At 68.4% G+C, this 20041-nt stretch carries 22 protein-coding genes; 12 read left to right on the top strand and 10 right to left on the bottom strand.

The window, feature by feature from the left end:
• The first annotated feature begins 8 nt into the window (after nucleotides 1-8).
• Entirely contained in the window at nucleotides 9-740 is a 732-nt protein-coding gene (ompR, locus tag DD542_RS15745) for a two-component system response regulator OmpR (RefSeq protein WP_066154387.1), read from the top strand.
• On the top strand, nucleotides 740-2149 hold the full coding sequence (locus DD542_RS15740; RefSeq protein ID WP_066154390.1) for an ATP-binding protein: 1410 nt from the start codon (nucleotides 740-742) through the stop codon (nucleotides 2147-2149). The genes ompR and DD542_RS15740 overlap by 1 nt, the downstream gene beginning before the upstream one ends.
• A 12-nt stretch (nucleotides 2150-2161) precedes the next feature.
• Here DD542_RS15740 and ispF read toward each other — a convergent pair whose 3' ends face one another.
• Nucleotides 2162-2674: a 2-C-methyl-D-erythritol 2,4-cyclodiphosphate synthase gene (ispF, locus tag DD542_RS15735; RefSeq protein ID WP_127806284.1), complete on the bottom strand. Its 513-nt coding sequence runs from the start codon at nucleotides 2672-2674 to the stop codon at nucleotides 2162-2164.
• On the bottom strand, nucleotides 2671-3384 hold the full coding sequence (gene ispD / locus DD542_RS15730; RefSeq protein ID WP_127806283.1) for a 2-C-methyl-D-erythritol 4-phosphate cytidylyltransferase: 714 nt from the start codon (nucleotides 3382-3384) through the stop codon (nucleotides 2671-2673). The genes ispF and ispD overlap by 4 nt, the downstream gene beginning before the upstream one ends.
• A gap of 83 nt (nucleotides 3385-3467) precedes the next feature.
• Here ispD and mfd point away from each other — a divergent pair, with 83 nt between their 5' ends.
• The 4 genes from mfd (at nucleotide 3468) to DD542_RS15710 (ending at nucleotide 8905) form a co-directional block, all read left to right on the top strand.
• Nucleotides 3468-6959 carry a transcription-repair coupling factor gene (gene mfd / locus DD542_RS15725; protein ID WP_127806282.1) on the top strand — a complete coding sequence of 1164 codons (3492 nt, stop codon included), beginning with the start codon at nucleotides 3468-3470 and terminating at the stop codon, nucleotides 6957-6959.
• A gap of 117 nt (nucleotides 6960-7076) precedes the next feature.
• Complete coding sequence (locus DD542_RS15720) at nucleotides 7077-7583, top strand: DUF4405 domain-containing protein (protein ID WP_127806281.1); 507 nt, start codon at nucleotides 7077-7079, stop codon at nucleotides 7581-7583.
• A 36-nt stretch (nucleotides 7584-7619) separates the two neighbouring features.
• On the top strand, nucleotides 7620-8336 hold the full coding sequence (gene serB / locus DD542_RS15715; protein ID WP_079366132.1) for a phosphoserine phosphatase SerB: 717 nt from the start codon (nucleotides 7620-7622) through the stop codon (nucleotides 8334-8336).
• The gene (locus DD542_RS15710; protein WP_127806280.1) at nucleotides 8333-8905 is read left to right on the top strand and encodes a protein disulfide oxidoreductase; all 573 of its coding nucleotides are present in this window, start codon (nucleotides 8333-8335) and stop codon (nucleotides 8903-8905) included. Before serB ends, DD542_RS15710 begins: the two co-directional genes overlap by 4 nt.
• 24 nt (nucleotides 8906-8929) lie before the next feature.
• Here the strand turns inward: DD542_RS15710 and DD542_RS15705 are convergent, their stop codons facing one another.
• Nucleotides 8930-10300, bottom strand: a complete 1371-nt coding sequence (locus DD542_RS15705) for a TrpB-like pyridoxal phosphate-dependent enzyme (protein ID WP_206610681.1) — start codon at nucleotides 10298-10300, stop codon at nucleotides 8930-8932.
• Between the two features lie 140 nt (nucleotides 10301-10440).
• Between DD542_RS15705 and DD542_RS15700 the strand changes: the two genes are divergently transcribed.
• A complete protein-coding gene (locus DD542_RS15700; protein ID WP_164868413.1) occupies nucleotides 10441-11475 on the top strand; it encodes an AraC family transcriptional regulator in 1035 nt (344 codons plus the stop codon).
• A 48-nt stretch (nucleotides 11476-11523) separates the two neighbouring features.
• Here DD542_RS15700 and DD542_RS15695 read toward each other — a convergent pair whose 3' ends face one another.
• Nucleotides 11524-11883 (bottom strand): translation initiation factor Sui1, encoded by a 360-nt coding sequence (locus tag DD542_RS15695; RefSeq protein WP_066154413.1) that lies wholly within the window; start codon nucleotides 11881-11883, stop codon nucleotides 11524-11526.
• A gap of 36 nt (nucleotides 11884-11919) precedes the next feature.
• Between DD542_RS15695 and DD542_RS15690 the strand changes: the two genes are divergently transcribed.
• Nucleotides 11920-13158 carry a DEAD/DEAH box helicase gene (locus tag DD542_RS15690; RefSeq protein WP_127806278.1) on the top strand — a complete coding sequence of 413 codons (1239 nt, stop codon included), beginning with the start codon at nucleotides 11920-11922 and terminating at the stop codon, nucleotides 13156-13158.
• Nucleotides 13159-13238: 80 nt separating this feature from the next.
• Here DD542_RS15690 and DD542_RS15685 read toward each other — a convergent pair whose 3' ends face one another.
• Both DD542_RS15685 and DD542_RS15680 read right to left on the bottom strand, forming a co-directional pair.
• Entirely contained in the window at nucleotides 13239-13574 is a 336-nt protein-coding gene (locus tag DD542_RS15685; protein ID WP_127806277.1) for a DUF6172 family protein, read from the bottom strand.
• Nucleotides 13575-13628: 54 nt separating this feature from the next.
• On the bottom strand, nucleotides 13629-13937 hold the full coding sequence (locus DD542_RS15680) for a hypothetical protein (RefSeq protein ID WP_127806276.1): 309 nt from the start codon (nucleotides 13935-13937) through the stop codon (nucleotides 13629-13631).
• A gap of 55 nt (nucleotides 13938-13992) precedes the next feature.
• Between DD542_RS15680 and DD542_RS15675 the strand changes: the two genes are divergently transcribed.
• On the top strand, nucleotides 13993-14595 hold the full coding sequence (locus DD542_RS15675) for a 3'-5' exonuclease (protein WP_127806275.1): 603 nt from the start codon (nucleotides 13993-13995) through the stop codon (nucleotides 14593-14595).
• Here DD542_RS15675 and DD542_RS15670 read toward each other — a convergent pair.
• Together DD542_RS15670 and DD542_RS15665 are read right to left on the bottom strand one after the other, a co-directional pair.
• Nucleotides 14576-14812 carry a DUF3820 family protein gene (locus DD542_RS15670; protein ID WP_127806274.1) on the bottom strand — a complete coding sequence of 79 codons (237 nt, stop codon included), beginning with the start codon at nucleotides 14810-14812 and terminating at the stop codon, nucleotides 14576-14578. The genes DD542_RS15675 and DD542_RS15670 overlap by 20 nt on opposite strands.
• Nucleotides 14809-15633, bottom strand: coding sequence for an alpha/beta hydrolase (locus DD542_RS15665; protein WP_127806273.1), 825 nt, complete (start codon nucleotides 15631-15633; stop codon nucleotides 14809-14811). Before DD542_RS15665 ends, DD542_RS15670 begins: the two co-directional genes overlap by 4 nt.
• A 92-nt stretch (nucleotides 15634-15725) precedes the next feature.
• Here DD542_RS15665 and DD542_RS15660 point away from each other — a divergent pair, with 92 nt between their 5' ends.
• On the top strand, nucleotides 15726-16316 hold the full coding sequence (locus DD542_RS15660; protein WP_127806272.1) for a lysophospholipid acyltransferase family protein: 591 nt from the start codon (nucleotides 15726-15728) through the stop codon (nucleotides 16314-16316).
• Nucleotides 16317-16459: 143 nt separating this feature from the next.
• Nucleotides 16460-16771 carry a hypothetical protein gene (locus tag DD542_RS15655; protein ID WP_127806271.1) on the top strand — a complete coding sequence of 104 codons (312 nt, stop codon included), beginning with the start codon at nucleotides 16460-16462 and terminating at the stop codon, nucleotides 16769-16771.
• Between the two features lie 45 nt (nucleotides 16772-16816).
• On the opposite strand, the gene DD542_RS15650 is transcribed toward DD542_RS15655, so the two are convergent.
• Complete coding sequence (locus tag DD542_RS15650) at nucleotides 16817-18007, bottom strand: PLP-dependent aminotransferase family protein (RefSeq protein ID WP_127807412.1); 1191 nt, start codon at nucleotides 18005-18007, stop codon at nucleotides 16817-16819.
• A gap of 83 nt (nucleotides 18008-18090) precedes the next feature.
• Here DD542_RS15650 and nth point away from each other — a divergent pair, with 83 nt between their 5' ends.
• Complete coding sequence (gene nth / locus DD542_RS15645) at nucleotides 18091-18726, top strand: endonuclease III (protein ID WP_127806270.1); 636 nt, start codon at nucleotides 18091-18093, stop codon at nucleotides 18724-18726.
• A gap of 25 nt (nucleotides 18727-18751) precedes the next feature.
• On the opposite strand, the gene DD542_RS15640 is transcribed toward nth, so the two are convergent.
• Complete coding sequence (locus tag DD542_RS15640; RefSeq protein ID WP_127806269.1) at nucleotides 18752-20014, bottom strand: DUF445 domain-containing protein; 1263 nt, start codon at nucleotides 20012-20014, stop codon at nucleotides 18752-18754.
• Nucleotides 20015-20041: the final 27 nt, after the last annotated feature.

Genomic DNA, 20041 nt, shown 5'->3' with positions numbered 1-20041 from the left:
TTGCTTCCATGCCACAAAACACCACCCGCCCGAACAAGATCCTGGTGGTCGATGACGACGTCCGCATCCGCGACCTGCTGCGCCGTTACCTGATGCAGGAAGGTTTCGAGGTCATGCTGGCCGAGGACGGCAAGGCACTGAACCGAGTATTGCAGCGCGAGGCGGTGGACCTGATCGTGCTGGACCTGATGATGCCGGGTGAGGACGGCCTGTCGATCTGCCGGCGCCTGCGCGCCAACGGCGACCGCACACCGATCATCATGCTGACCGCCAAAAGCGAGGACGTGGACCGCATCGTCGGCCTGGAGGTGGGCGCCGACGATTACCTGGGCAAGCCGTTCAACCCGCGCGAGTTGCTTGCCCGCGTCCATGCGGTGCTGCGCCGCCGCCCTCCGGCCGAGGTGCCTGGTGCCCCCTCGCAGGATGCAGAGGTGGTCAATTTTGGTCCGTTCGAGTTCGACCTGAGCCTGCGCACCCTGCGCAAGGACGGCGCCGACCTGCCACTGACCACGGGCGAGTTCGCCATGCTCAAGGCCCTGGTGCGCCATCCGCGCCAGCCGCTGTCCCGAGAGAAGCTCGCGCAACTGGCCCGCGGCCGGGAGTTCGAACCATTTGACCGCAGCCTGGACGTGCAGGTGTCCCGCCTGCGCAAGCTGATTGAAGAGGACGCTGCGTCGCCCCGCTACCTGCAGACGGTGTGGGGCGTGGGCTATGTGTTCGTGCCGGACGGCAACGCCTGATGATCGACGAATCGCGGGTCCCCACCTTCGAAACCGAGCCGGCGGCGCTGGAGACGGCGTCCGCTCCGCTGGAGAGCAAACCCGCGCGCGAGGTGAGCCTGTTCTGGCGCACCTTTTTCTTGCTGTCGCTGCTGCTGGTGGGCTGCATCGTGGCATGGCTCCAGACATTCCGGGCGCTGGAATACGAGCCGCGCACGTTGCAAAGTGCGCAACAGCTGGCTTCCCTGGTGAACCTCAGCCGTGCGGCACTCGTGCACTCCGACTCGATTGCCCGTGTGTCGCTGGTCAAGACCATGGCCGACGAGGAGAAGGTGAGGATCGCCCCTCGTGAGCCGGGTGACAAGTTCCGGCTCTACGACGCGGACTCACTCAGCAGGACGGTCAGCGCCCAGCTCAGCGCCAGGCTGGGCCCTGACACCGTGGTCGCTCGCGAGGTCAACGGCACGCCGGGTCTCTGGATCGGTTTTTCCATCGACGGTGACCCGTACTGGCTGCAGGCCGACCCGTCTCGGGTGGAACTGGTGACCGGCAAGACCTGGCTGATCTGGCTCGCCACCGCCGCCGTGCTTTCGCTGATGGGTGCTGCGCTCATTGCACGCCTGATCAACCGGCCGCTGCAGAAGCTGTCGTTTGCCGCGAGCCGTGTGCGAGACGGCGACTTCAACTCCAGCCGACTCAACGAGGCCGTGGCCACGAGTGAAATCCGGCAGGTGAACATCGGGTTCAACCAGATGGCGCAGCGGCTGTCCAAGATCGAACAGGACCGCGCCCTGATGCTGGCCGGCATCTCGCACGACCTGCGCACGCCGCTGGCGCGGCTGCGTCTGGAGACCGAGATGAGTGTGGCCGACGCGGAAGCGCGAGAGCACATGTCGGCCGACATCGAACAGGTCAATGCCATCATCGACAAGTTCCTCGACTACGCACGGCCGGACCACATGGAGCCTCAGCGCGTGAGCCTCAACGAGGTCATCGAGGCCGCCGTGTTTGCGCTGGGCAACCAGCCCGACGTGGCGGTGAAGACCAGCATTCCTGACGACACCTGGGTCATGGGCGATGCGGTTGAACTCAACCGCGTGTTCTCCAACCTGCTGCAGAACGCCGTGCGCTATGGCCGCAACCAGACGACCGGTGTGGCCGAGATCGACATTGGCGCCAAGACCAAGGACCAATGGGTGCTGGTCAAGCTGCGCGACCACGGCCCAGGTGTCAATCCCGAGATGCTGAGCCAGCTCACACAGCCATTCTTCCGTGGCGACGCCTCTCGCAGCGCCGCCACCGGCACAGGCCTGGGCCTGGCCATCGTCGAGCGCGCCATTGCCCGCATGGGCGGTCGCTTCGCGCTGGCCAACAGCAGCTCCGGCGGGCTGGCCGCCCACATCAAGCTGCCGGTCGGCAAAACCGCCTGATGCAAACCGGGCTCAGCCCGGCCGGCGCACCAGCAAGGCAACCGCCCGGGCCTCGATCGACAGGCCCTGCCCGACCGGGCCCAGCTTCTCGGCGGTCTTGGCCTTCACATTGACCGACTCCACGGGCAGGCCCAGCGCCTGGGCTATGTGCGCGCACATGGCCGGAATGTGCGGGCCGAGTTTGGGCGCCTGGGCCACCACCGTGCTGTCGATGTTGCCGATCTCGAAACCCGCCTCGCGCACGCGCCGAGCGACTTCGGTCAGCAGCACGATGGAATCGGAACCCTTGAAACGCGGGTCTGTGTCTGGGAAGTGACGCCCGATGTCGCCCAGCGCCGCCGCGCCCAGCAGGGCGTCGGTGATGGCGTGCAGCAGCACGTCGGCGTCCGAATGGCCCAGCAGGCCGGCCGTGTGGGGGATGGTCACGCCGCCGATAAGCAGCGGCCGTCCGGGCACCAGGGCGTGCACGTCCCAGCCCTCACCGATGCGAAATGGAATGGACGGGGTGGTGGTAGCAGCGCTCATGTTCGGCTTGAAAGGATGGCTTCGGCGAGGGCGAAGTCTTCGGGGTAGGTCACTTTGAAATTCTGCGCGCTGCCCGGCACCAGCAGCGGCCGGAGCCCGGCCATTTCCATGGCGCTAGCCTCGTCGGTCACACCGGCGAAGCCACTGTCGGCCTGGGCGGCGAGAGCGCTTCGCAGCATGCCGAGCCGGAACATCTGCGGGGTCTGGGCCAGCCATTTGTCCGATCGGTCCACGGTCGCAGCCACGCGTCCCTCGCGTTCGGTCTTCAGCGTGTCGGGCAGCTTGAGTGCGAGCAGCCCGCCCACCGGGTCACCCTCGCAGGCGCTGATCAGCGCCTCGATCTGCTGCGGTGTGATCAGGCAGCGCGCCGCGTCGTGCACCAGCACCCAGTCGTCGTCGGCCGCGCCTCTGGCGCTCAAGGCATCCAGTCCGTTGTACACGCTGTGCGCACGGGTCGCGCCGCCACAGCGCTCGAGCCGCAGATCGGGCTGATCGACGCTCAGGAAGCGGTCGTCCGGCGCCACCACCAACACCGTCTGCTCGATGCGGGGAGCCGCGCTGAACGCTGCCAGGGTGTGCAGCACCATGGGCAGGCCGGCGACGGTCTGGTACTGCTTGGGGCCAGCGGTGCCCGCGCGCGAGCCGGTGCCGGCACAAGGCAGCAGCGCGTGGCAGCGCACAGAGGTCGGGGTGTTTTGGAAAGCACTCATGATCGGTCCGGGCATTCTAGAATCCCCCACTTCACCCCCCTGTCCCAACGACCGGGGGGTTTTCGTCATTTGCGCCTGAATCCATGGACCTGCCCAAGCTCAAACCCGGCCAACGTTTCCACCTGCCCCGTCCCGTCGGCGCGGCCGATGCCCTGCTGCTCGCGCAACTGGCGGCGCGCGAGAAAGCCGCTGGCAGGCCCGTAGCCATCGTGACCGCCGACGCGACCGATGCGCAGCGCCTGATGGACGAAATGGCGTTCTTCTCGCCTGAACTGCGCTGCGCCCTCTTCCCCGACTGGGAGACCCTGCCCTACGACGCCTTCTCGCCGCACCAGGACCTGATCTCCGAACGCCTGGCCACGCTCTGGCGCATCCAGCAGCGTGACAAGGACACCGGTGCCGACGTGGTGCTGGTGCCCGCCACCACGGCGCTGTACCGGCTGGCGCCACCCTCGTTTCTGGCGGGCTACACCTTCCAGTTCAAGGTCAAGCAGAAGCTCGATGAAGCGAAGCTCAAGGGCCAGCTCACGCTCGCCGGCTACAGCCATGTGACGCAGGTGGTGAGTCCCGGCGAATACGCGGTGCGCGGCGGCCTGATCGACCTCTTCCCCATGGGCTCGCAGGTGCCCTACCGCGTCGACCTGTTCGATGACGAGATCGACTCGATCCGCACCTTCGACCCCGACAGCCAGCGCAGCCTCTACCCCGTGCCCGAGGTTCGTCTGCTGCCCGGCCGCGAGTTCCCGATGGACGAGACGGCGCGCGCGCGCTTCCGCAGCCGCTGGCGCGAATTGCTTGAAGGCGATCCGACCAAGAGCCGCATCTACAAGGACATGGGCAACGGCGTGGCCACCGCCGGCATCGAGTACTACCTGCCCCTGTTCTTTGAAGAGACCGCCACGGTCTTCGACTACCTCGGCGTGCAAGCCACGGTGGTGCTGCACGGCGACCTGGAGCCCGCCTTCCAGCGCTTCTGGCGGGACACGCAGGACCGGTACCGCCTGGTCAAGGGCGACCCCGACCGCCCCGCCCTGCCGCCCGAGAGCCTGTTCCTGTCGATAGAGCAGTTCTACGGCGAGGCCAATGCGCATGCCCAACTGGCGATCCGGCCCGCGGTGGAAGACATCGCCGACAACGCGTTCGCGCAGAAGCTGGGCGAGCTGGCCGCGGTGCGTGGTGCCGAAGACCCGCTGTCGCGCCTGCACGGCCACATCCGCAACACCGCCCACCGGGTGCTGCTGCTGGCCGAGAGCGACGGACGGCGCGAGAGCCTGCTGGACTTCATCCGTGCCAGCGGCCTGAGCCCGCCGGCCTTCGATTCGCTGGCCGAGTTCCAGGCCAGCGACGAGAAGGTCGGTATCGCCACCGCGGGCCTGACGGTCGGTTTCTCGTGGCTGGAAGCGGGCATCGACTTCGTCACCGAGACCGAACTCTTCGCAGCCGGCCCGACCACGCGTCGGCGCAAGAAGCAGGAACAGGTCAGCGACGTCGATGCGCTGATCAAGGACCTGTCCGAGCTCAATGTGGGCGACCCGGTGGTGCACAGCGCGCACGGCATCGGTCGCTACCGCGGGCTCATCAACATGGACATGGGCGACAAGAACCCCGACGGCACGCCCGCGCTGCAGGAATTCCTGCACCTGGAATACGCCGACAAGGCCGTGCTCTATGTGCCGGTGAGCCAGCTCAGCCTGATCGGCCGCTATACCGGGGTGAGCGCGGACGAGGCGCCGCTGCACAAGCTGGGCAGCGGCCAGTGGGAGAAAGCCAAGCGCAAGGCCGCCGAACAGGTGCGCGACGCCGCCGCCGAGCTGCTGAACATCTACGCCCGCCGCGCTGCGCGCCAGGGCCACGCCTTCCGCTTTTCCGCGCAGGACTACGAGATCTTCGCCAACGACTTCGGCTTCGACGAGACCGCCGATCAGAAGGCCGCGATCCACGCCGTGATCCAGGACATGATCAGCCCCCAGCCCATGGACCGCCTGGTCTGCGGCGACGTGGGTTTCGGCAAGACCGAGGTCGCGCTGCGCGCCGCCTTCGTGGCGGTCACCGGCGGCAAGCAGGTGGCGTTTCTGGCGCCGACCACGCTGCTGGCCGAGCAGCACTATCAGACCCTGGTGGACCGCTTCGCCAAGTGGCCGGTGAAGGTGGCCGAGATGAGCCGATTCCGCTCGCAGAAGGAGATCACGGCCGCCATGAAGGGCATCAGCGACGGCAGTGTCGACATCGTGGTCGGCACGCACAAGCTGCTCTCCGAGAAGACCCAGTTCAAGAACCTGGGCCTGCTCATCATCGACGAGGAACACCGCTTCGGCGTGCGCCACAAGGAGGCGATGAAACAGCTGCGCGCCGAGGTGGACGTGCTCACGCTGACGGCGACGCCGATCCCGCGCACGCTGGGCATGGCACTCGAAGGCCTGCGCGACCTGTCGGTGATCGCCACCGCGCCGCAGCGGCGTCTGGCCATCAAGACCTTTGTGCGCAACGAGGGCACGGGCGTGATTCGCGAAGCCGTGCTGCGCGAGCTCAAGCGCGGCGGCCAGGTCTATTTCCTGCACAACGAGGTCGAGACGATCGAGAACCGCAAGCAAAAGCTCGAAGAAATCCTGCCCGAGGCGCGCATCGCCATCGCCCACGGCCAGATGCCCGAGCGCGATCTGGAGCGCGTGATGCGCGACTTCGTGGCGCAGCGCTACAACCTGCTGCTGTGCTCGACCATCATCGAGACCGGCATCGACGTGCCCACGGCCAACACCATCGTGATGAGCCGCGCCGACAAGTTCGGCCTGGCCCAGCTGCACCAGCTGCGTGGCCGCGTGGGCCGCAGCCACCACCAGGCCTACGCCTACCTGCTGGTGCCCGAGATCGAGGGCCTCACCAAGCAGGCCGCGCAACGGCTGGACGCGATCCAGCAGATGGAGGAACTCGGCAGCGGCTTCTACCTGGCCATGCACGATCTGGAGATCCGCGGCGCGGGCGAGGTGCTGGGCGAGAACCAGAGCGGCAACATGCTCGAAGTCGGCTTCCAGCTCTACAACGAGATGCTGAGCGAGGCCGTCAAGGCGCTCAAGGCCGGACGCGAGCCGGACCTGCTGTCGCCGCTCTCCGTCACCACCGACATCAACCTGCACGCACCGGCCCTGCTGCCCAACGACTACTGCGGCGACGTTCACCTGCGCCTGTCGTTCTACAAGAAGCTGGCCACGGCCAAGACGACGGACCAGGTCGACGGCCTGCTGGAAGAGATCGTGGACCGCTTCGGCAAGCTGCCGCCGCAGACGCAGACCCTGATCGACGTGCACCGCCTGCGCGTGCTCTCGGCCCCTTACGGCGTGGTCAAGGTCGATGCCGCGCCGGGTGTCATCAACATCACCTTCCGGCCCAACCCGCCGATCGAGCCGATGCGCATCATCGAGCTGATCCAGAAGAACCGCCACATCAAGCTGGCGGGCAACGAGAAGCTGCGCATCGAACGCGCGCTGCCCGAGGTCAAGGACCGGGTTCAACTGGTGCGCGACGTGCTGCGCTCGCTGGGCCAGCCGCTGAAGCAGGAAGCCACCGCCGGCGCAGCTTGATCTGCATCAAAAACAGGAGCAGCACCGGCCGACGTTCACCAGCCGTTCACACAGCGGCGACCAGACTTCAACACAGAGGCTCCAGCATCGGAGCTTTCAACTTGAAGGAAGAAAACAATGAACCTGTCCGCCCAACGCCCCTGGATCACGCCCGTCGTCATGGGCGCCTTTTTGCTGTCCGCCGTCACCGGCGTGCTGATGTTCTTCCACCTCGACTCGGGCCTGAACAAGACCGCCCACGAATGGCTGAGCTGGGCCATGGTGATCGGGGTCGGCCTGCACGTGCTGCTGAACATGCCCGCGTTCAAGCGCTACCTGAAACAGACCACCGGCCGGGTGGTCATCGGCGCGTTCGCCCTGGTCCTGGCCCTGAGCTTCATTCCGGCGGGGGGCAGCAGCGGCAGCGAGCCCGGCTTCGCGCCACCCGTCCGCGCGCTCGCCCAAGCCCCGATCAGCGTGCTGGCCCAGGTCGCCGGCACCAGCACCGACGACGTCACGGCAAAGCTCCAGGCCCAGGGCCTGACCGTCACCAGCGACCAGCAGTCGGTGGCCGACCTGGTGGGGCCGGACCTGCGCAAGCAGATCGGCACCATCTCCAAGGTGCTGCCGGCGGCCAAGTCCTGATCGGGGCGTCATCCCGGCTCCCGCGATAATTCCGGGATGACTTCCTCCATCGAATTCGCCCCCGGCCTGACCGTGCAGGGCGTCCAGCCGCCCCTGAACCTGCGCGACTTCAAACTGATCGCGTTCGACATGGACTCCACGCTGATCAACATCGAATGCGTGGACGAGATCGCCGACGCCGCGGGCCGCAAGGCCGAAGTGGCGGCGATCACCGAGGCCGCGATGCGCGGCGAGATCACCGACTACAAGGAGAGCCTGCGCCAGCGCGTCGCCCTGCTCAAAGGCGTGACCGAGGAACACCTGGCACACGTCTACCGCTCGCGCCTGCGCCTGAACCCCGGTGCGGCCGAGCTGGTGCTGGCCTGCAAGGCCGCCGGGCTGAAGGTGCTGCTGGTCAGCGGCGGCTTCACCTACTTCGCCGAGCGCCTGCGCGACCGCCTGGCGCTCGATTTCGCGCGCAGCAATCAGCTGGAGATCGTGAACGGCCAGCTCACCGGCCGCATGCTGGACCAGAGCTGGGGCGACATCTGCGACGGCGCGATGAAGAAGGAAACCCTGCTGCGCACCTGCAGCCTGATCGGCTGCTCGCCGGCGCAGGCGATCGCCATGGGCGACGGCGCCAACGACCTGGAGATGATGAGCGTGGCCGGGCTGTCGGTGGCCTACCGCGCCAAACCCAAGGTGCGGGCGCAGGCCAAGGTCGCCATCGACATGGGCGGGCTGGATCGCCTGCTCGAACTGTTCCACGCATGAGCTTGTCCAGCCGCCTTCGTGCGTGGGCGGCGGGCCTGCGGCGCGACTGGAAGCGCCACATCCGCTCCCTCGCGCTGTTCGCGGGTGTGCTGCTGGCGGTGCAGCTCTGGCAGACGCGCGATGTGGCCGGTGGCCCGCTGCCCGGTGCGGCGTTGGACGCACCGCTGGCGGTGCTGGCGGGCGGCGGCGCGCGGCCCAGCAGCCTGCGCGCCGAGATCGCCGCGCTGCAAGCGGCTCACCCCGGCCGGAACATCGGCCTCTACGTCTGGGCCGACTGGTGCCCGATCTGCAAGACCATCCAGGGCACGGTGAACGGCCTGACGCAGGACCACCCGGTGATCACCGTCGCCATGCAGTCCGGGCCGCCCGAGAAGGTGTCCCGCTATATGGCCTCGCGCGGCCTGGCCTGGCACACCGTGGTCGATCCGCAGTCGGCCATCCCGGGCGCGCTGGGCTTCGGCGCCGTGCCGGCCTTTGCCGTGATCACGCCAACAGGCGAGCTGCGCTGGCCGACCGTGGGCCTGACCAGCGGCTGGGGGCTGCGGGTGCGCCTCTGGCTGGCGCGCTGAGGCCCTCCGCCCCCTTTCAGTTCATCAGGCCGGTTCCGGCACGCTGGGCAGACCGGACAGCGCCATCGCCAGCTCCTTCTCGTCGTACTGCTCGTCCTTGAGCTCGCCCGCGAAGTACTTCTGGTAGGCCGCCATGTCGAAATGGCCGTGGCCGCAGAGGTTGAACAGAATGGTCTCGCTCTTGCCCTCGCGCTTGCAGCGTAGGGCCTCCTCGATGGCGCCCTTGACCGCGTGGTTGGCCTCGGGTGCGGGCACGATGCCTTCGGCGCGCGCAAAAGTCACACCGGCCTCGAAGCACTGGCCTTGGGTGTAGGCGGTGGCTTCGAGCAGGCCCAGTTCCTTGCAGTGGCTGACCAGCGGCGCCATGCCGTGGTAGCGCAGGCCGCCGGCGTGGAAGCCCGGCGGCGTGAAGGTGCTGCCCAGGGTGTGCATCTTGGTCAGCGGCGTCATGTGGCCGGTGTCGCCGAAGTCGTAGGCGTACTTGCCGCGCGTGAGCGACGGGCAGGCCGCGGGCTCCACCGCGACGATGCGCGATTTCCGACCACCGCGCAGCGCATGGCCGATGAAGGGGAAGGCGATGCCCGCGAAGTTGGAGCCGCCGCCGGTGCAACCCACCACCACGTCCGGCCAGGCGTCGGCCATCTGCATCTGCTCCATGGCTTCCAGGCCGATGATGGTCTGGTGCATCAGTACGTGGTTGAGCACCGAACCCAGCGCGTACTTGGTGTCCTCGCGCTGCACGGCCAGCTCGACCGCTTCCGAGATCGCAATGCCGAGGCTGCCGGGATGGTCGGGCCGCTGGGCCAGCACGCTGCGACCGTACTCGGTCTGGTTCGATGGAGAAGGCAGGCAGCGCGCGCCATAGGTCTCCATCACGGCGCGGCGGTAGGGTTTCTGGTCGTAGGACACGCGCACCTGGAACACTAGCACCTCGAGGTCGAACAGCGAGCCCGCGAACGACAGCGAGGTGCCCCACTGGCCGGCACCGGTCTCGGTGGTCAGGCGCTTGACGCCCGCCTGCTTGTTGTAGAAGGCCTGCGGGATGGCGGTGTTGGGCTTGTGGCTGCCGGCGGGGCTGACGCCTTCGTACTTGTAGAAGATCTTGGCCGGCGTGCCCAGCGCCTTCTCCAGCCGGTGGGCGCGGTACAGCGGTGCCGGGCGCCAGAGCCGGTAGATGTCGCGCACCGGCTCGGGAATCTCGATCTCGCGCTCGGTGCTGACCTCCTGCAGGATCAGTTCCATCGGGAACAGCGGCGCCAGGTCGTCCGGGCCGATGGGCTGCAGGGTGCCGGGGTGCAGCACGGCCGGCAGCGCCTTGGGCAGGTCGGCCTGGATGTTGTACCAAAACTTGGGCATCTGGTTCTCGTCGAGCAGGTACTTGGTTTGCAGACTCATGCGCTTCTCCTGAAAAGGGTGAACAGGGTGGGACGGCGAACCGGGCCATTCTGGAAGCTGGCAGCGGTCAAGACCATCCGCGAAACGAACCCGGGTATCCGATAAGTGCAAAACCCCGGGTAATCACTAGCATGCAGCGCATGGCCCCCAGCCCCGCCCCGTCCCCGCCCCACGCGCCCGCCTGGCTGGACCGCAGTGCGCCCGCAGGCGCGGCCTGGGCGCCGCTGTCGGTACTGGCCTCCGACGACCTCGACGAAACGCGCGAGCAGATCGCGCGCATCTACAAGCCGCACGATCTGGCGGTGATCGGCCCTCGGCAGCGCGTGCGCGCCCGCATGCACCACCGCGCGCTCGGCCCTTCGGTGTCGCTCAACCGGCTGGCCCACGGCGCCGCGGTGCGCATCGACCCGGACCGGCTGGACGACTTCTTCCTGGTGCAGATGCCGCTGGCCGGCGAGGCGGCGGTGTGGCACCAGAACGCGCGGCACCTCAGCGCTGTGGGCGAAGCGACGGTGATCTCGCCGCAGGACGCGGTGCGCATGGAGTGGTCGTGCCATTGCGACCAGTTCATGCTGCGCATCGACCGCCAGCGGCTGCTACACGTGGCGGCGGCCATCAGCGGCAGCGAACCGGCCGCCACCTTGCGGCTGGCGCCGCGGCTGGACCTGCGCCAGGGTTCGGGCGCGCACTGGTGGCAGCTGATGCACTACCTCGCCGCGCTGCTGCAGCCCGGCGGTGAGCACCCGTCGACGGGCCTGCACACGGCCATGCTGGAAGACCATGTGCTGGCCATGCTGCTGCGGGTGGCCTGGGCGCCGGCCACGGTGAGCCGGGCGCCCGCCAGCGCGACCGTGCCCAGGCTGCGGCAACTGGAGGATCACATCGAAACGCACCTGGACCAGCCGCTGACCGTGGCCGACCTGGCGCGGGCGGTCAACAGCAGCGTGCGCCTGGTGCAGCAACTGTTCGCCCGCGAGCGTGGCACCACGCCCATGGCCCACATCCGCCGGCTGCGGCTGGAACGCGTGCGCCACGACCTGCTGCACCCCGGCCCGGACACCCGCGTGCTGCAGACCGCCGCACGATGGGGTTTTGAGCACCCCGGCCGCTTCGCCGCCGCCTACCAGCAGGCCTACGGCGAAAGCCCCAGCGCCACCCTCGCGCGCAGCCGCTGACCCGGATTTTTTCCTGCTGCCTGCTGGCCTTGAACGCTCAGCGACTGCTCAGCCGCCCGCGCGCTTGACCGTGTGGCCCTGGGCCTTGAGCGCCTCGATCACGCGTTCGACGTGGTCACCCTGCACCTCGATCACGCCATCTTTCACCGTGCCGCCGGTGCCGCAGAGCGTGCGCAGCTGCTTGCCCAGCGCCGCCAGACCCGCCGCATCGAGCAGCGCCCCCTTGACCACGGTCACGGCCTTGCCGCCCCGGCCCTTGGTCTCGCGCGAGACGCGCAGCACGCCATCGCCCTTGGGTACAGCGGGTTCGCCGCAGCGGCAGGCCGCCACCGGCTGGCGGCAGCCGGGGCACATGCGGCCCGATTCGGTCGAATAGACCAGGCCACCGGAAGAAGCTCGTGATTTCATGGGCCGGGATCGTAGCGCGTCGCCGACAATCGCCCCATGCCGTTTTTCTCTCTGGGCCTTGAGCCCGCTCTCGCCCAGGCCGCTGCCAACCTGGGTTTTGCCGCCCCCACCCCGATCCAGGCCGAGGCCATCCCGCCGGTGCTCGCCGGTCGCGACCTGCTCGCCAGCGCCCGCACCGGCTCGGGCAAGACCGCCGCCTACGCCCTGCCCCTGCTGCAGCGCTGGCTGGACCGGGCGGACACCGGGCCGCGCCGCACGCGGGCACTCGTGCTGGTGCCCACGCGCGAACTGGCCGCGCAGGTCGGCGAGGTGCTGCGCTCGCTGGCGCAGGCGCTGCCCCGGCGCCCGAAGCTGGTCGTCGCCTTCGGCGGCGTCTCGATCAACCCGCAGCTGATGGCGCTGCGCGGTGGCGCCGACGTGGTGGTCGCCACCCCTGGCCGGCTGTTGGACCTGGTGGACCACAACGGCCTGCGGCTGGATTCGGTGGATCTGCTGGTGCTGGACGAGGCAGACCGTCTGCTCGACCTGGGTTTCGCCGACGAACTGGCGCGTGTGCGGGGCCTGCTGCCGACGCAGCGCCAGAACCTGCTGTTCTCCGCCACCGTGCCACCGGCGGTCGAAACCATGGCGCTGCAGCTGCTGCACGACCCGGTGCGGGTGGACGTGCCAACGCCGGACGATGACGCCGACGCACCGCTGGTGCAGCAGCGCGCCTTTGCGGTCGACGAGAAACGGCGCACCCAGCTGCTGCGGCAGCTGATGAAAACCGAGGGCTGGAAGCCGGTGCTGGTGTTCGTGGCCACGCAGTACGCGGCCGAGCGCCTAGCCAACAAGCTGCACCACGGCGAGGTCTACGCCACCGCCTTCCATGGCGGACTGAGCCAGGGCGCACGCCAGACCACGCTGGGCGAGTTCAAGGCCGGGCGCTGGGACGTGCTGGTGACGACCGACCTGGCCGCGCGCGGCATCCACATCGACGGTCTGCCGGTGGTGGTGAACTTCGACCTGCCGCGCTCGGCGGTGGACCATCTGCACCGCATCGGGCGCACCGCCCGAGCGGGTCAGGCCGGCCTGGCGGTCAGCTTCGTGACCGCTGCGCAACTGGCGCACTGGCACCTGATCGAGAAGCGCCAGGGCCTGAGCCTGCCGCTCGAAACGGTGGAAGGCTTCGAGCCGACCGAAACGCCGCCACCGCCCGCGCCAGGCAACGGCGGAGTCAAGGGCAAGCGGCCGAGCAAAAAAGACAAGCTGCGCGCACAGGCAGCGAAACCGTAGCCCCACGCTCCGCCGCTGCGCGGGTCGCTGCCCCCTGAGGGAGTGCGTTTCGCCTTGGGGCGGCCCGGCGGCGACACCGCTTACTCTTCGTCGCTGGTCTGTTCACCGGCAGCTTCGGGCGTCGTACCCGCCGGGCGCGGCTTGCGCACGCCGGGCTTGGCCAGCAGCTCCACATAACACTGCGTGGCGCCGTCCTTGGCCAGGGCGTCCAGCAGGTTCATGAGCTCGCCCGGGTGCACGGTCTGGGCGCTGTCCTTGTCGGCGCCGAAGCGGCAGTCGAAGTCCCAGAAGTCCGCACCCTCGGGCAGATCGCGGCGGCGTTCGCGCTTCTGGTATTTGCGGATGTCGTGCTTGACGGCGTCGAGCACGCGGTCGGGGTGCTTGCCCTCGGGGCGCAGCGGGTAGGTTTTTCTCATGGATGTCCTTGGGTTGGGTGCGTTCGCCCCGGCAGGACGTGAAACGGACCCGGATTATGCGGGCAGCACGATGTCGTAGCCGCCTTCGTCCAGGTGGCGGTGCGGGCCGAACACAGCCTCCAGAGCCGCGGCTTCGGCCATCTGCCAGTGCTCCAGCACCGTGCGCTCTTCGACCGTCAGCGCCTCGGGGTCGGGCGTCTCGCCGTGCTGCGCCACGATGCCCAGATAGGCGCGGTAGACCGGCGCCACCAGCGCCGCATCGCCCAGCGCCGCCTCCAGCGCATCGCGGAACAGGCGTTCAGCGGCCTGGCGCTGGCCCGGCGGCGTGTCGTCGGGCACGTAGAGCTTGAGGGTGTAGGTCATGGCGGGGCGGCAGGCACAATGCCCGATTATCCCGCGCCGTCCCGACCTCCTGCCCATGAACACCACCCGCACCACACCGAGCAAGGACGACATCGCCCTCCTGCCCGAATTCCCCCGCCTGGGCCTGGACCGCATCGCGCTGGTGAACTCCGCGGTGGCCGCGCGCGAGGCGGTGGCGGCGCTGCGCGACCACGCCCACTGGGGCTTCGACACCGAGAGCAAGCCCACCTTCGTGCAGGGCGAGGTGTCTGACGGGCCGCACATCCTGCAGCTGGCCACGACGGAGCAGGCCTGGGTGTTCCAGCTGCACGACCCCGCCAGCCGCGACCTGGCCGCGCAGGTGATGGCCGAGGCCGGACACAGCAAGGCCGGCTTCGGTCTGGGCGACGACACCAAACGCATCCGCGCCAAGCTGGGCGTCGAGCCGGTCGGGGTGATCGAGCTCAACCACCTGTTCCGCGCGAGCGGCTACCGCAAGGACATGGGCGTCAAGGGCGCGGTGGCGGTGCTGTTCGGGCAGCGCTTCATCAAGTCAAAGAAAGCCGCCACCTCCAACTGGGCCAACCCGCGCCTGACCGAGGGCCAGCTCATCTACGCGGCCAACGACGCCTGGGCCGCGGCCGTGGTGCACGAGGCGCTCAGGACCCGCGCGCCTTAGGCGGCCGGCTGTGGCGCAGCGGCGTGAGCAGCTCATCCAGGCCGTTGTGGTCGATTTCGTGCATCAGGGCGATCAAGCGCCCCAGCTCGCCCTTCGGGAAGCCCTCGCGCGCGAACCAGTTGAGGTACTGCCCCGGCACGTCGGCAATCGCCCGGCCCTTGTACTTGCCATAGGGCATCTCTACGGTCAGCAAGCGCTCCAGCTCGGTCGGGTTCATGTCGCGGCGTGCGCACGGTCCAGCCAGTCGCGCACCGTGCGGTTGAACTGTTCGGGCTTCTGCTTCATGAGCCAGTGCCCGGCGTCCAGGCCATGGGCCGCGCTGCCCGGCGTGGTGGCGAGTTGCGCCAGCCAGCGCGCGGAATGGAACATGAACGGCTTGCGCTTGCCGAAGAAGAACAGCGTGGGCAGCGTCGGGCCGAACACCTTGTCGACCCGCGCCACGCCGCGCAGGCCACCCAGCGTGCCAAACCACTGCATCGCGTAGGGGTAGTTCATCTGCCAGGCGATTTCGGCCGCAGGGGTGCGACAGCCGATGGTGCGAGCCATCCAGCGCGTCATGCGGTTGGCCAGACCAGGCAGCAGTGGCCCTAGCTTCCAGGCGACGGCCAGCCAGAGCTGGTAGCCCGCGATCATGGCCTTTTCTTTGGCGGTCAACGACTTCAGGTAAGCGCCGGTGTTGGTGTCGCCGATGTCGGCGGCCACCACCCGGGACACCCGGTCCGTGTGCCGCGCGGCATATTCATAGCCAAAGAAGCAGCCCCAGTCGTGCAGCATCAGGGTCACCTTCTGATCGGGGCTGACCTCATCGACGATGGCCGCCACCAGTTGGCACATCTGATCCACCGACACCGGGCGCGGCGGCCGGCCCAGGTCGTAGCCCGGCAGCGCGAAGCGCACGCAGCGGTAGCCGTCCCGGAGCGCTGCCACCGACTCGTCCCACAGCGCGGGCGAATCGGGCCAGCCGTGCAGCATGACCACGGTCGGTCCTTGGCCGTCGATCAGGACCTCGATATCCTGCACGGTCAGCGTCTGCGTCATGTCGCGATCTCCTCGGGTGATTCGAGCGGGCGATGGTAGCTTGGCGCAGATCAAGGGCGGTCGCGCCCGCGTCACCGACAATAGCGCCCGCCATGCACCGCACCATCTTCACCACCCCGGTGGTCGCTCCCCTGCTGCGAGCGATGTCGACCGGCTTCCTGCGGCTCACCGGCTGGACCGTCGAAGGCCACCTGCCGCCCAGTGCCGCCAAGAGCGTCTTCATCGCCGCCCCGCACACCAGCAACTGGGACCTGCCCTACACCCTGATGGTCGCGTTCGCGCTGCGCCTGAACCCCTACTGGATGGGCAAGGCCAGCATCTTCCGTTTCCCGTTCGGTGGTCTGATGCGCTGGCTCGGCGGTATCGCGGTCGACCGCTCGAAGTCCAACAACCTGGTCGTCGCCTCGGCCCAGGCAATCCAGGACGCCGACGGCCCGCTGCAGCTGATCGTGCCGCCCGAGGGCACGCGCAGCAAGACGCGCTACTGGAAGACCGGCTTCTACTACATCGCCACCACCGCCCGGGTGCCCATCATCCTGGCCTACATGGACTACGCGACCAAACGCAGCGGCCTGGGCCCGGTGTTCGAGCCGACGGGCGACATCGACGCCGACATGGTGCGCATCAAGGCCTTCTACCAGCCGTTCCAGGGCAAGAACGCCACCCAGTTCACCGGCGACTGAGCCGCCCGATCTGTAACACGACTACAAAAGGTTTCATGAGAATAGGCGAAACCTTCCCGCAAATTGGGTAATCTGGCCGGGTGAGCCGCCAGCATTCCGTCTTCCAAGGGCCTCTATCCACCCTCTCGACCCTGTCAAGCACCTTGCGCGAAGGCCTGGGGTCGCTGCTGGGCGTCGAGAAGGTCCGCCACAACGACGCCGACGTGGCGCGCATCCGCCTTGCCATGCTGCGCCTGCATGGTGAGGACGGGCGCCTGAACAACCCCCGGCTGCACCAGCGGCTGCAACACACCCGCGATGCGGAAGGCCTTTGGTATGCACGGGCCGAGCTGTACGCCGATCTCTGCCAGCGCCACAACGAATCGCACGCGATCCGCGCGCTGGAATCGCTGCGCCCCATGTTCCGGGGCACCCTGCCCGACAGCCTGCTCCGGTCCCGGATGCCCGGGGCCTGAGCCCGCCGGCGGCAGACCCCGCGGCCTATCCGCCGGCAATCAGGCTCAGACGGCAGAACCCAGCCGGCCCACGCCTTCTTCGATCTTGTCCAGCCCCACCGTCGCAAACGACAGGCGCAGGGTCGCGTGGTCGGGGTTGTTCGCGTAGAAGGGCGCACCCGGCACAAAGGCCACGCCCTTTTCGATGGCGCGTTTGGCGAGTTCACCGCCATCGGCCACCTTGCCGCCCGCGCCCGTGAGGCGGGCCCAGACGAACAGACCACCCTGTGGCTGCACGAACTCAATCGCGTCGCCCAGTTCGCGGCGCAGGGCGTTGCCCATGGTGGCGGCGCGCTCGGCGTAGACCGCGCGCACCTTGGCCAGGGTGGCGGGCATGCGGCCGGCCTTGAGGTACTGCGCCGCCGTGGCCTGGGCGAAGGTGCTGGTGTGGGCGTCGCTGAACTGCTTGCACATGGTGGCCTTGGCCAGCAGTTCGGCCGGGCCGACCATCCAGCCCACGCGCAGGCCGGGGCTCAGCACCTTGGACAGCGAGCCGCAGTGCACCAGGCGCTCGCGGCTGCCGGGCACGCTGGCGCTCAGGGCCAGCAGGCTGGGCGGTGGCACATCGCCGAAGTACAGGTCGCCGTAGGGGTCGTCTTCCACCACCAGCACGTTGTGCTGCACCGCCAGTTCCAGCACGCGCTTGCGGCGCTCCAGGCTGAGCATGGCGCCGCTGGGGTTGCCGAAGGTGGGAATCAGGTAGATGAATCTGGGCTTGTGCTCCACGATGAGCTGTTCGAGTCGGTCGGTGTCCACGCCCTGCCCGTCCACCGGTGCCGTCACGAGTTGGGCGCCGTACAGGCGGAAGCACTGGATGGTGGCCAGGAAGGTCGGGCCTTCGACGATCACCTTGTCGCCGGGGGAAATGAGGGTCTTGCCCAGCAGATCCAGCGCCTGCTGGCTGCCGGTGGTGACGATCAGGTCGTTCGCCGTCACGCCCTGGCTGCCCTTGCTGGTCATGAAGGCGGCGAGCTGTTCGCGCAGCGGGTTGTAGCCCTCGGTCGCGCCGTACTGCAGGGCGCCCCCGGCTTCTTCGGTCAGCGCAGCATTGACGGCTTCGCGGATGCCGTCCACATCGAACATGGCGCTGTCGGGAAAGCCCCCGGCAAAGCTGATGATGCCGGGCTTGCCCAGCAGCTTGAAAAGTTCGCGGATGGCGGAGGTTTCGACGTTGTTCAGGCGGTCGGCAAACGGGATGGCAAAGCTCATGCGGATGTCTCTGAAGAGGAATTGAAAGGTGTCGAAATGGTAGCGCCCAGCCCGGAACTACACTGCGCGGCATGACACCCGCGCAGATCGAAACCTTCTTCGCCACCCTCCAGGCCGCCAACCCGCAGCCCGTCACCGAACTCGAATACACCAGCGTGTTCGAGCTGCTGGCCGCCGTTCTGCTCTCGGCCCAGGCCACCGACGTGGGCGTCAACAAGGCCACACGCCGGCTGTTCCCGGTGGCGCACACGCCGCAGCAGATCCTGGACCTGGGCCTTGAAGGGCTGGAGTCGTACATCAAGACCATCGGCCTGTACCGCAGCAAGGCCAAGCACCTGATGGAAACCTGCCGCATCCTGGTGGAGCGCCACGGCGGACGGGTGCCGCGCACCCGCGAGGCGCTCGAAGCCCTGCCCGGCGTGGGCCGCAAGACCGCCAACGTGGTGCTCAACGTGGCCTTCGGCGAACCGACCATGGCGGTGGACACGCACATCTTCCGCGTCGGCAACCGCACCGGTCTGGCGCCGGGCACAACGCCGCTGGCGGTGGAGCAGCAGCTGCTGCAACGCATCCCGGCTAGGTACCTGGTGGACGCCCACCACTGGCTGATCCTGCACGGGCGCTATGTCTGCCAGGCGCGCAAGCCGCTGTGCCACCAGTGCGCCGTGTCGGCCTGCTGCGACTTCAGACCCAAGACGACGGGCTGAGGCCCGCCTGCCCAGGTACCGGCGCTCACAGCAGTGCCTGCGTGAGCGCGTGCAGCAGCAGCCCCACCAGCGCGCCCACCAGGGTGCCGTTGATGCGGATGAACTGCAGGTCGCGCCCGATGTGCTCTTCCAGCACGCGGCTCATGTCCTGCGCATCCCAGACCTGCACGCGCTGCGCCACGAAGCCGACGATGGCTTCGCGGCTGGCCTCCAGCACGCGCAGCAGCACCTGGTGCGCCTGCGTGTTGAGCCAGTCGCGCAAGGAATCATCGGCCAGCAGTTGCCGGCCCGCCGCGTGCGCCACCTGCGCGCAGCGGGCTCCCAGGTCGGACTCGGGCCGGGCCGCTTCCTCGCGCAGGCGCTTCAACACCTCGTGCCACCAGGCCTCGATCGGCTGACTCCACTGCGGCTGGTCCAGCCAGGCATCGCGCCAGACCGCCACCCGCTGTTGCCAGTCGGCATCGGTCTGCAGGCGCTCGATGGCGTCGGCCATCCAGTCGTCGAAACGGCGGCGCAACTCGTGCTCCGGGTCGGCCGCCACGTCGGAGAGCGTGTGCGTGAGCGCGGCCACCAGCTTGCGCGTGGCCAGGCGGGCGGCCATCTGGTCCAGTCCGACGTATTTGAGTTCCTTGAGCTCCCGCGCGATGCGATCGGTGAGCTGCTCCTGCACCGACGCCTGCTCCGCCCATCGCGCCATCTGCTGCAGCAGACCGTCCAACCACTGCTGGTGATGCCCGTCGCGGGTGAGCGCCGCCAGCGCCTGGCCGCCCAGCGTGGCCACGTCCACCTGCCTCAACAGACGCTGCGCCAGGCCGGCGATCCATTGCCGGACATCGCTCTGGTCCAGCGCGCCGAGCACAGCGGGGATGGACTGCTGCATCCACCGTCCCACCCGCTGGGCCGATTCGGGCTGTTCCAGCCACTGCCCCAGCTCCTGCGCCAGGTCCCAGCGCGCCAGCATGGGCTGCACATGCTCGGCGGTGAGGAAGTGCGTGCCGAGAAACCGCGCCAGCTGCGCGCCCAGACGGTCCTTGTTGGACACGATGATCGCCGTGTGCGGAATGGGCAGTCCCAGTGGATGGCGGAACAGCGCGACAACCGCAAACCAGTCGGCCAGCGCCCCCACCATCGCGGCCTCGGCCGCTGCCGCGACATAGCCCCATGCGACATGGCGCGGCTCCATCAGCGTGGCGCCCACGTACACCCCGGCCGCCAGCAGCAGCAAACCCAGCGCCAGGGCCTTCATGCGGTCAACCGGGCTGAACGACGCGAAACGGGAACCATCCATAGACCCGAGTGTGCCCTCTCGCGGCCG

Source organism: Hydrogenophaga sp. NH-16, from assembly GCF_004006415.1.
GTDB lineage: Bacteria > Pseudomonadota > Gammaproteobacteria > Burkholderiales > Burkholderiaceae_C > Hydrogenophaga > Hydrogenophaga pseudoflava.
The sequence above is the reverse complement of the archived record's forward strand: the minus strand, read 5'-3'. Positions and strand labels throughout refer to the sequence as shown.

Coding starts and splice junctions, on each gene's coding strand:
- ispF (WP_127806284.1), bottom strand. CDS start 2,674: ATGAGCGCTGCTACCACCACCCCGTCCATTCCATTTCGCATCGGTGAG.
- DD542_RS15660 (WP_127806272.1), top strand. CDS start 15,726: ATGCACCGCACCATCTTCACCACCCCGGTGGTCGCTCCCCTGCTGCGA.
- DD542_RS15700 (WP_164868413.1), top strand. CDS start 10,441: ATGGCCCCCAGCCCCGCCCCGTCCCCGCCCCACGCGCCCGCCTGGCTG.
- DD542_RS15695 (WP_066154413.1), bottom strand. CDS start 11,883: ATGAAATCACGAGCTTCTTCCGGTGGCCTGGTCTATTCGACCGAATCG.
- DD542_RS15665 (WP_127806273.1), bottom strand. CDS start 15,633: ATGACGCAGACGCTGACCGTGCAGGATATCGAGGTCCTGATCGACGGC.
- DD542_RS15640 (WP_127806269.1), bottom strand. CDS start 20,014: ATGGATGGTTCCCGTTTCGCGTCGTTCAGCCCGGTTGACCGCATGAAG.
- serB (WP_079366132.1), top strand. CDS start 7,620: ATGACTTCCTCCATCGAATTCGCCCCCGGCCTGACCGTGCAGGGCGTC.
- DD542_RS15705 (WP_206610681.1), bottom strand. CDS start 10,300: ATGAGTCTGCAAACCAAGTACCTGCTCGACGAGAACCAGATGCCCAAG.
- DD542_RS15675 (WP_127806275.1), top strand. CDS start 13,993: ATGAACACCACCCGCACCACACCGAGCAAGGACGACATCGCCCTCCTG.
- ompR (WP_066154387.1), top strand. CDS start 9: ATGCCACAAAACACCACCCGCCCGAACAAGATCCTGGTGGTCGATGAC.
- DD542_RS15710 (WP_127806280.1), top strand. CDS start 8,333: ATGAGCTTGTCCAGCCGCCTTCGTGCGTGGGCGGCGGGCCTGCGGCGC.
- DD542_RS15720 (WP_127806281.1), top strand. CDS start 7,077: ATGAACCTGTCCGCCCAACGCCCCTGGATCACGCCCGTCGTCATGGGC.
- DD542_RS15740 (WP_066154390.1), top strand. CDS start 740: ATGATCGACGAATCGCGGGTCCCCACCTTCGAAACCGAGCCGGCGGCG.
- DD542_RS15685 (WP_127806277.1), bottom strand. CDS start 13,574: ATGAGAAAAACCTACCCGCTGCGCCCCGAGGGCAAGCACCCCGACCGC.
- DD542_RS15680 (WP_127806276.1), bottom strand. CDS start 13,937: ATGACCTACACCCTCAAGCTCTACGTGCCCGACGACACGCCGCCGGGC.
- DD542_RS15670 (WP_127806274.1), bottom strand. CDS start 14,812: ATGAACCCGACCGAGCTGGAGCGCTTGCTGACCGTAGAGATGCCCTAT.
- DD542_RS15690 (WP_127806278.1), top strand. CDS start 11,920: ATGCCGTTTTTCTCTCTGGGCCTTGAGCCCGCTCTCGCCCAGGCCGCT.
- nth (WP_127806270.1), top strand. CDS start 18,091: ATGACACCCGCGCAGATCGAAACCTTCTTCGCCACCCTCCAGGCCGCC.
- ispD (WP_127806283.1), bottom strand. CDS start 3,384: ATGAGTGCTTTCCAAAACACCCCGACCTCTGTGCGCTGCCACGCGCTG.
- mfd (WP_127806282.1), top strand. CDS start 3,468: ATGGACCTGCCCAAGCTCAAACCCGGCCAACGTTTCCACCTGCCCCGT.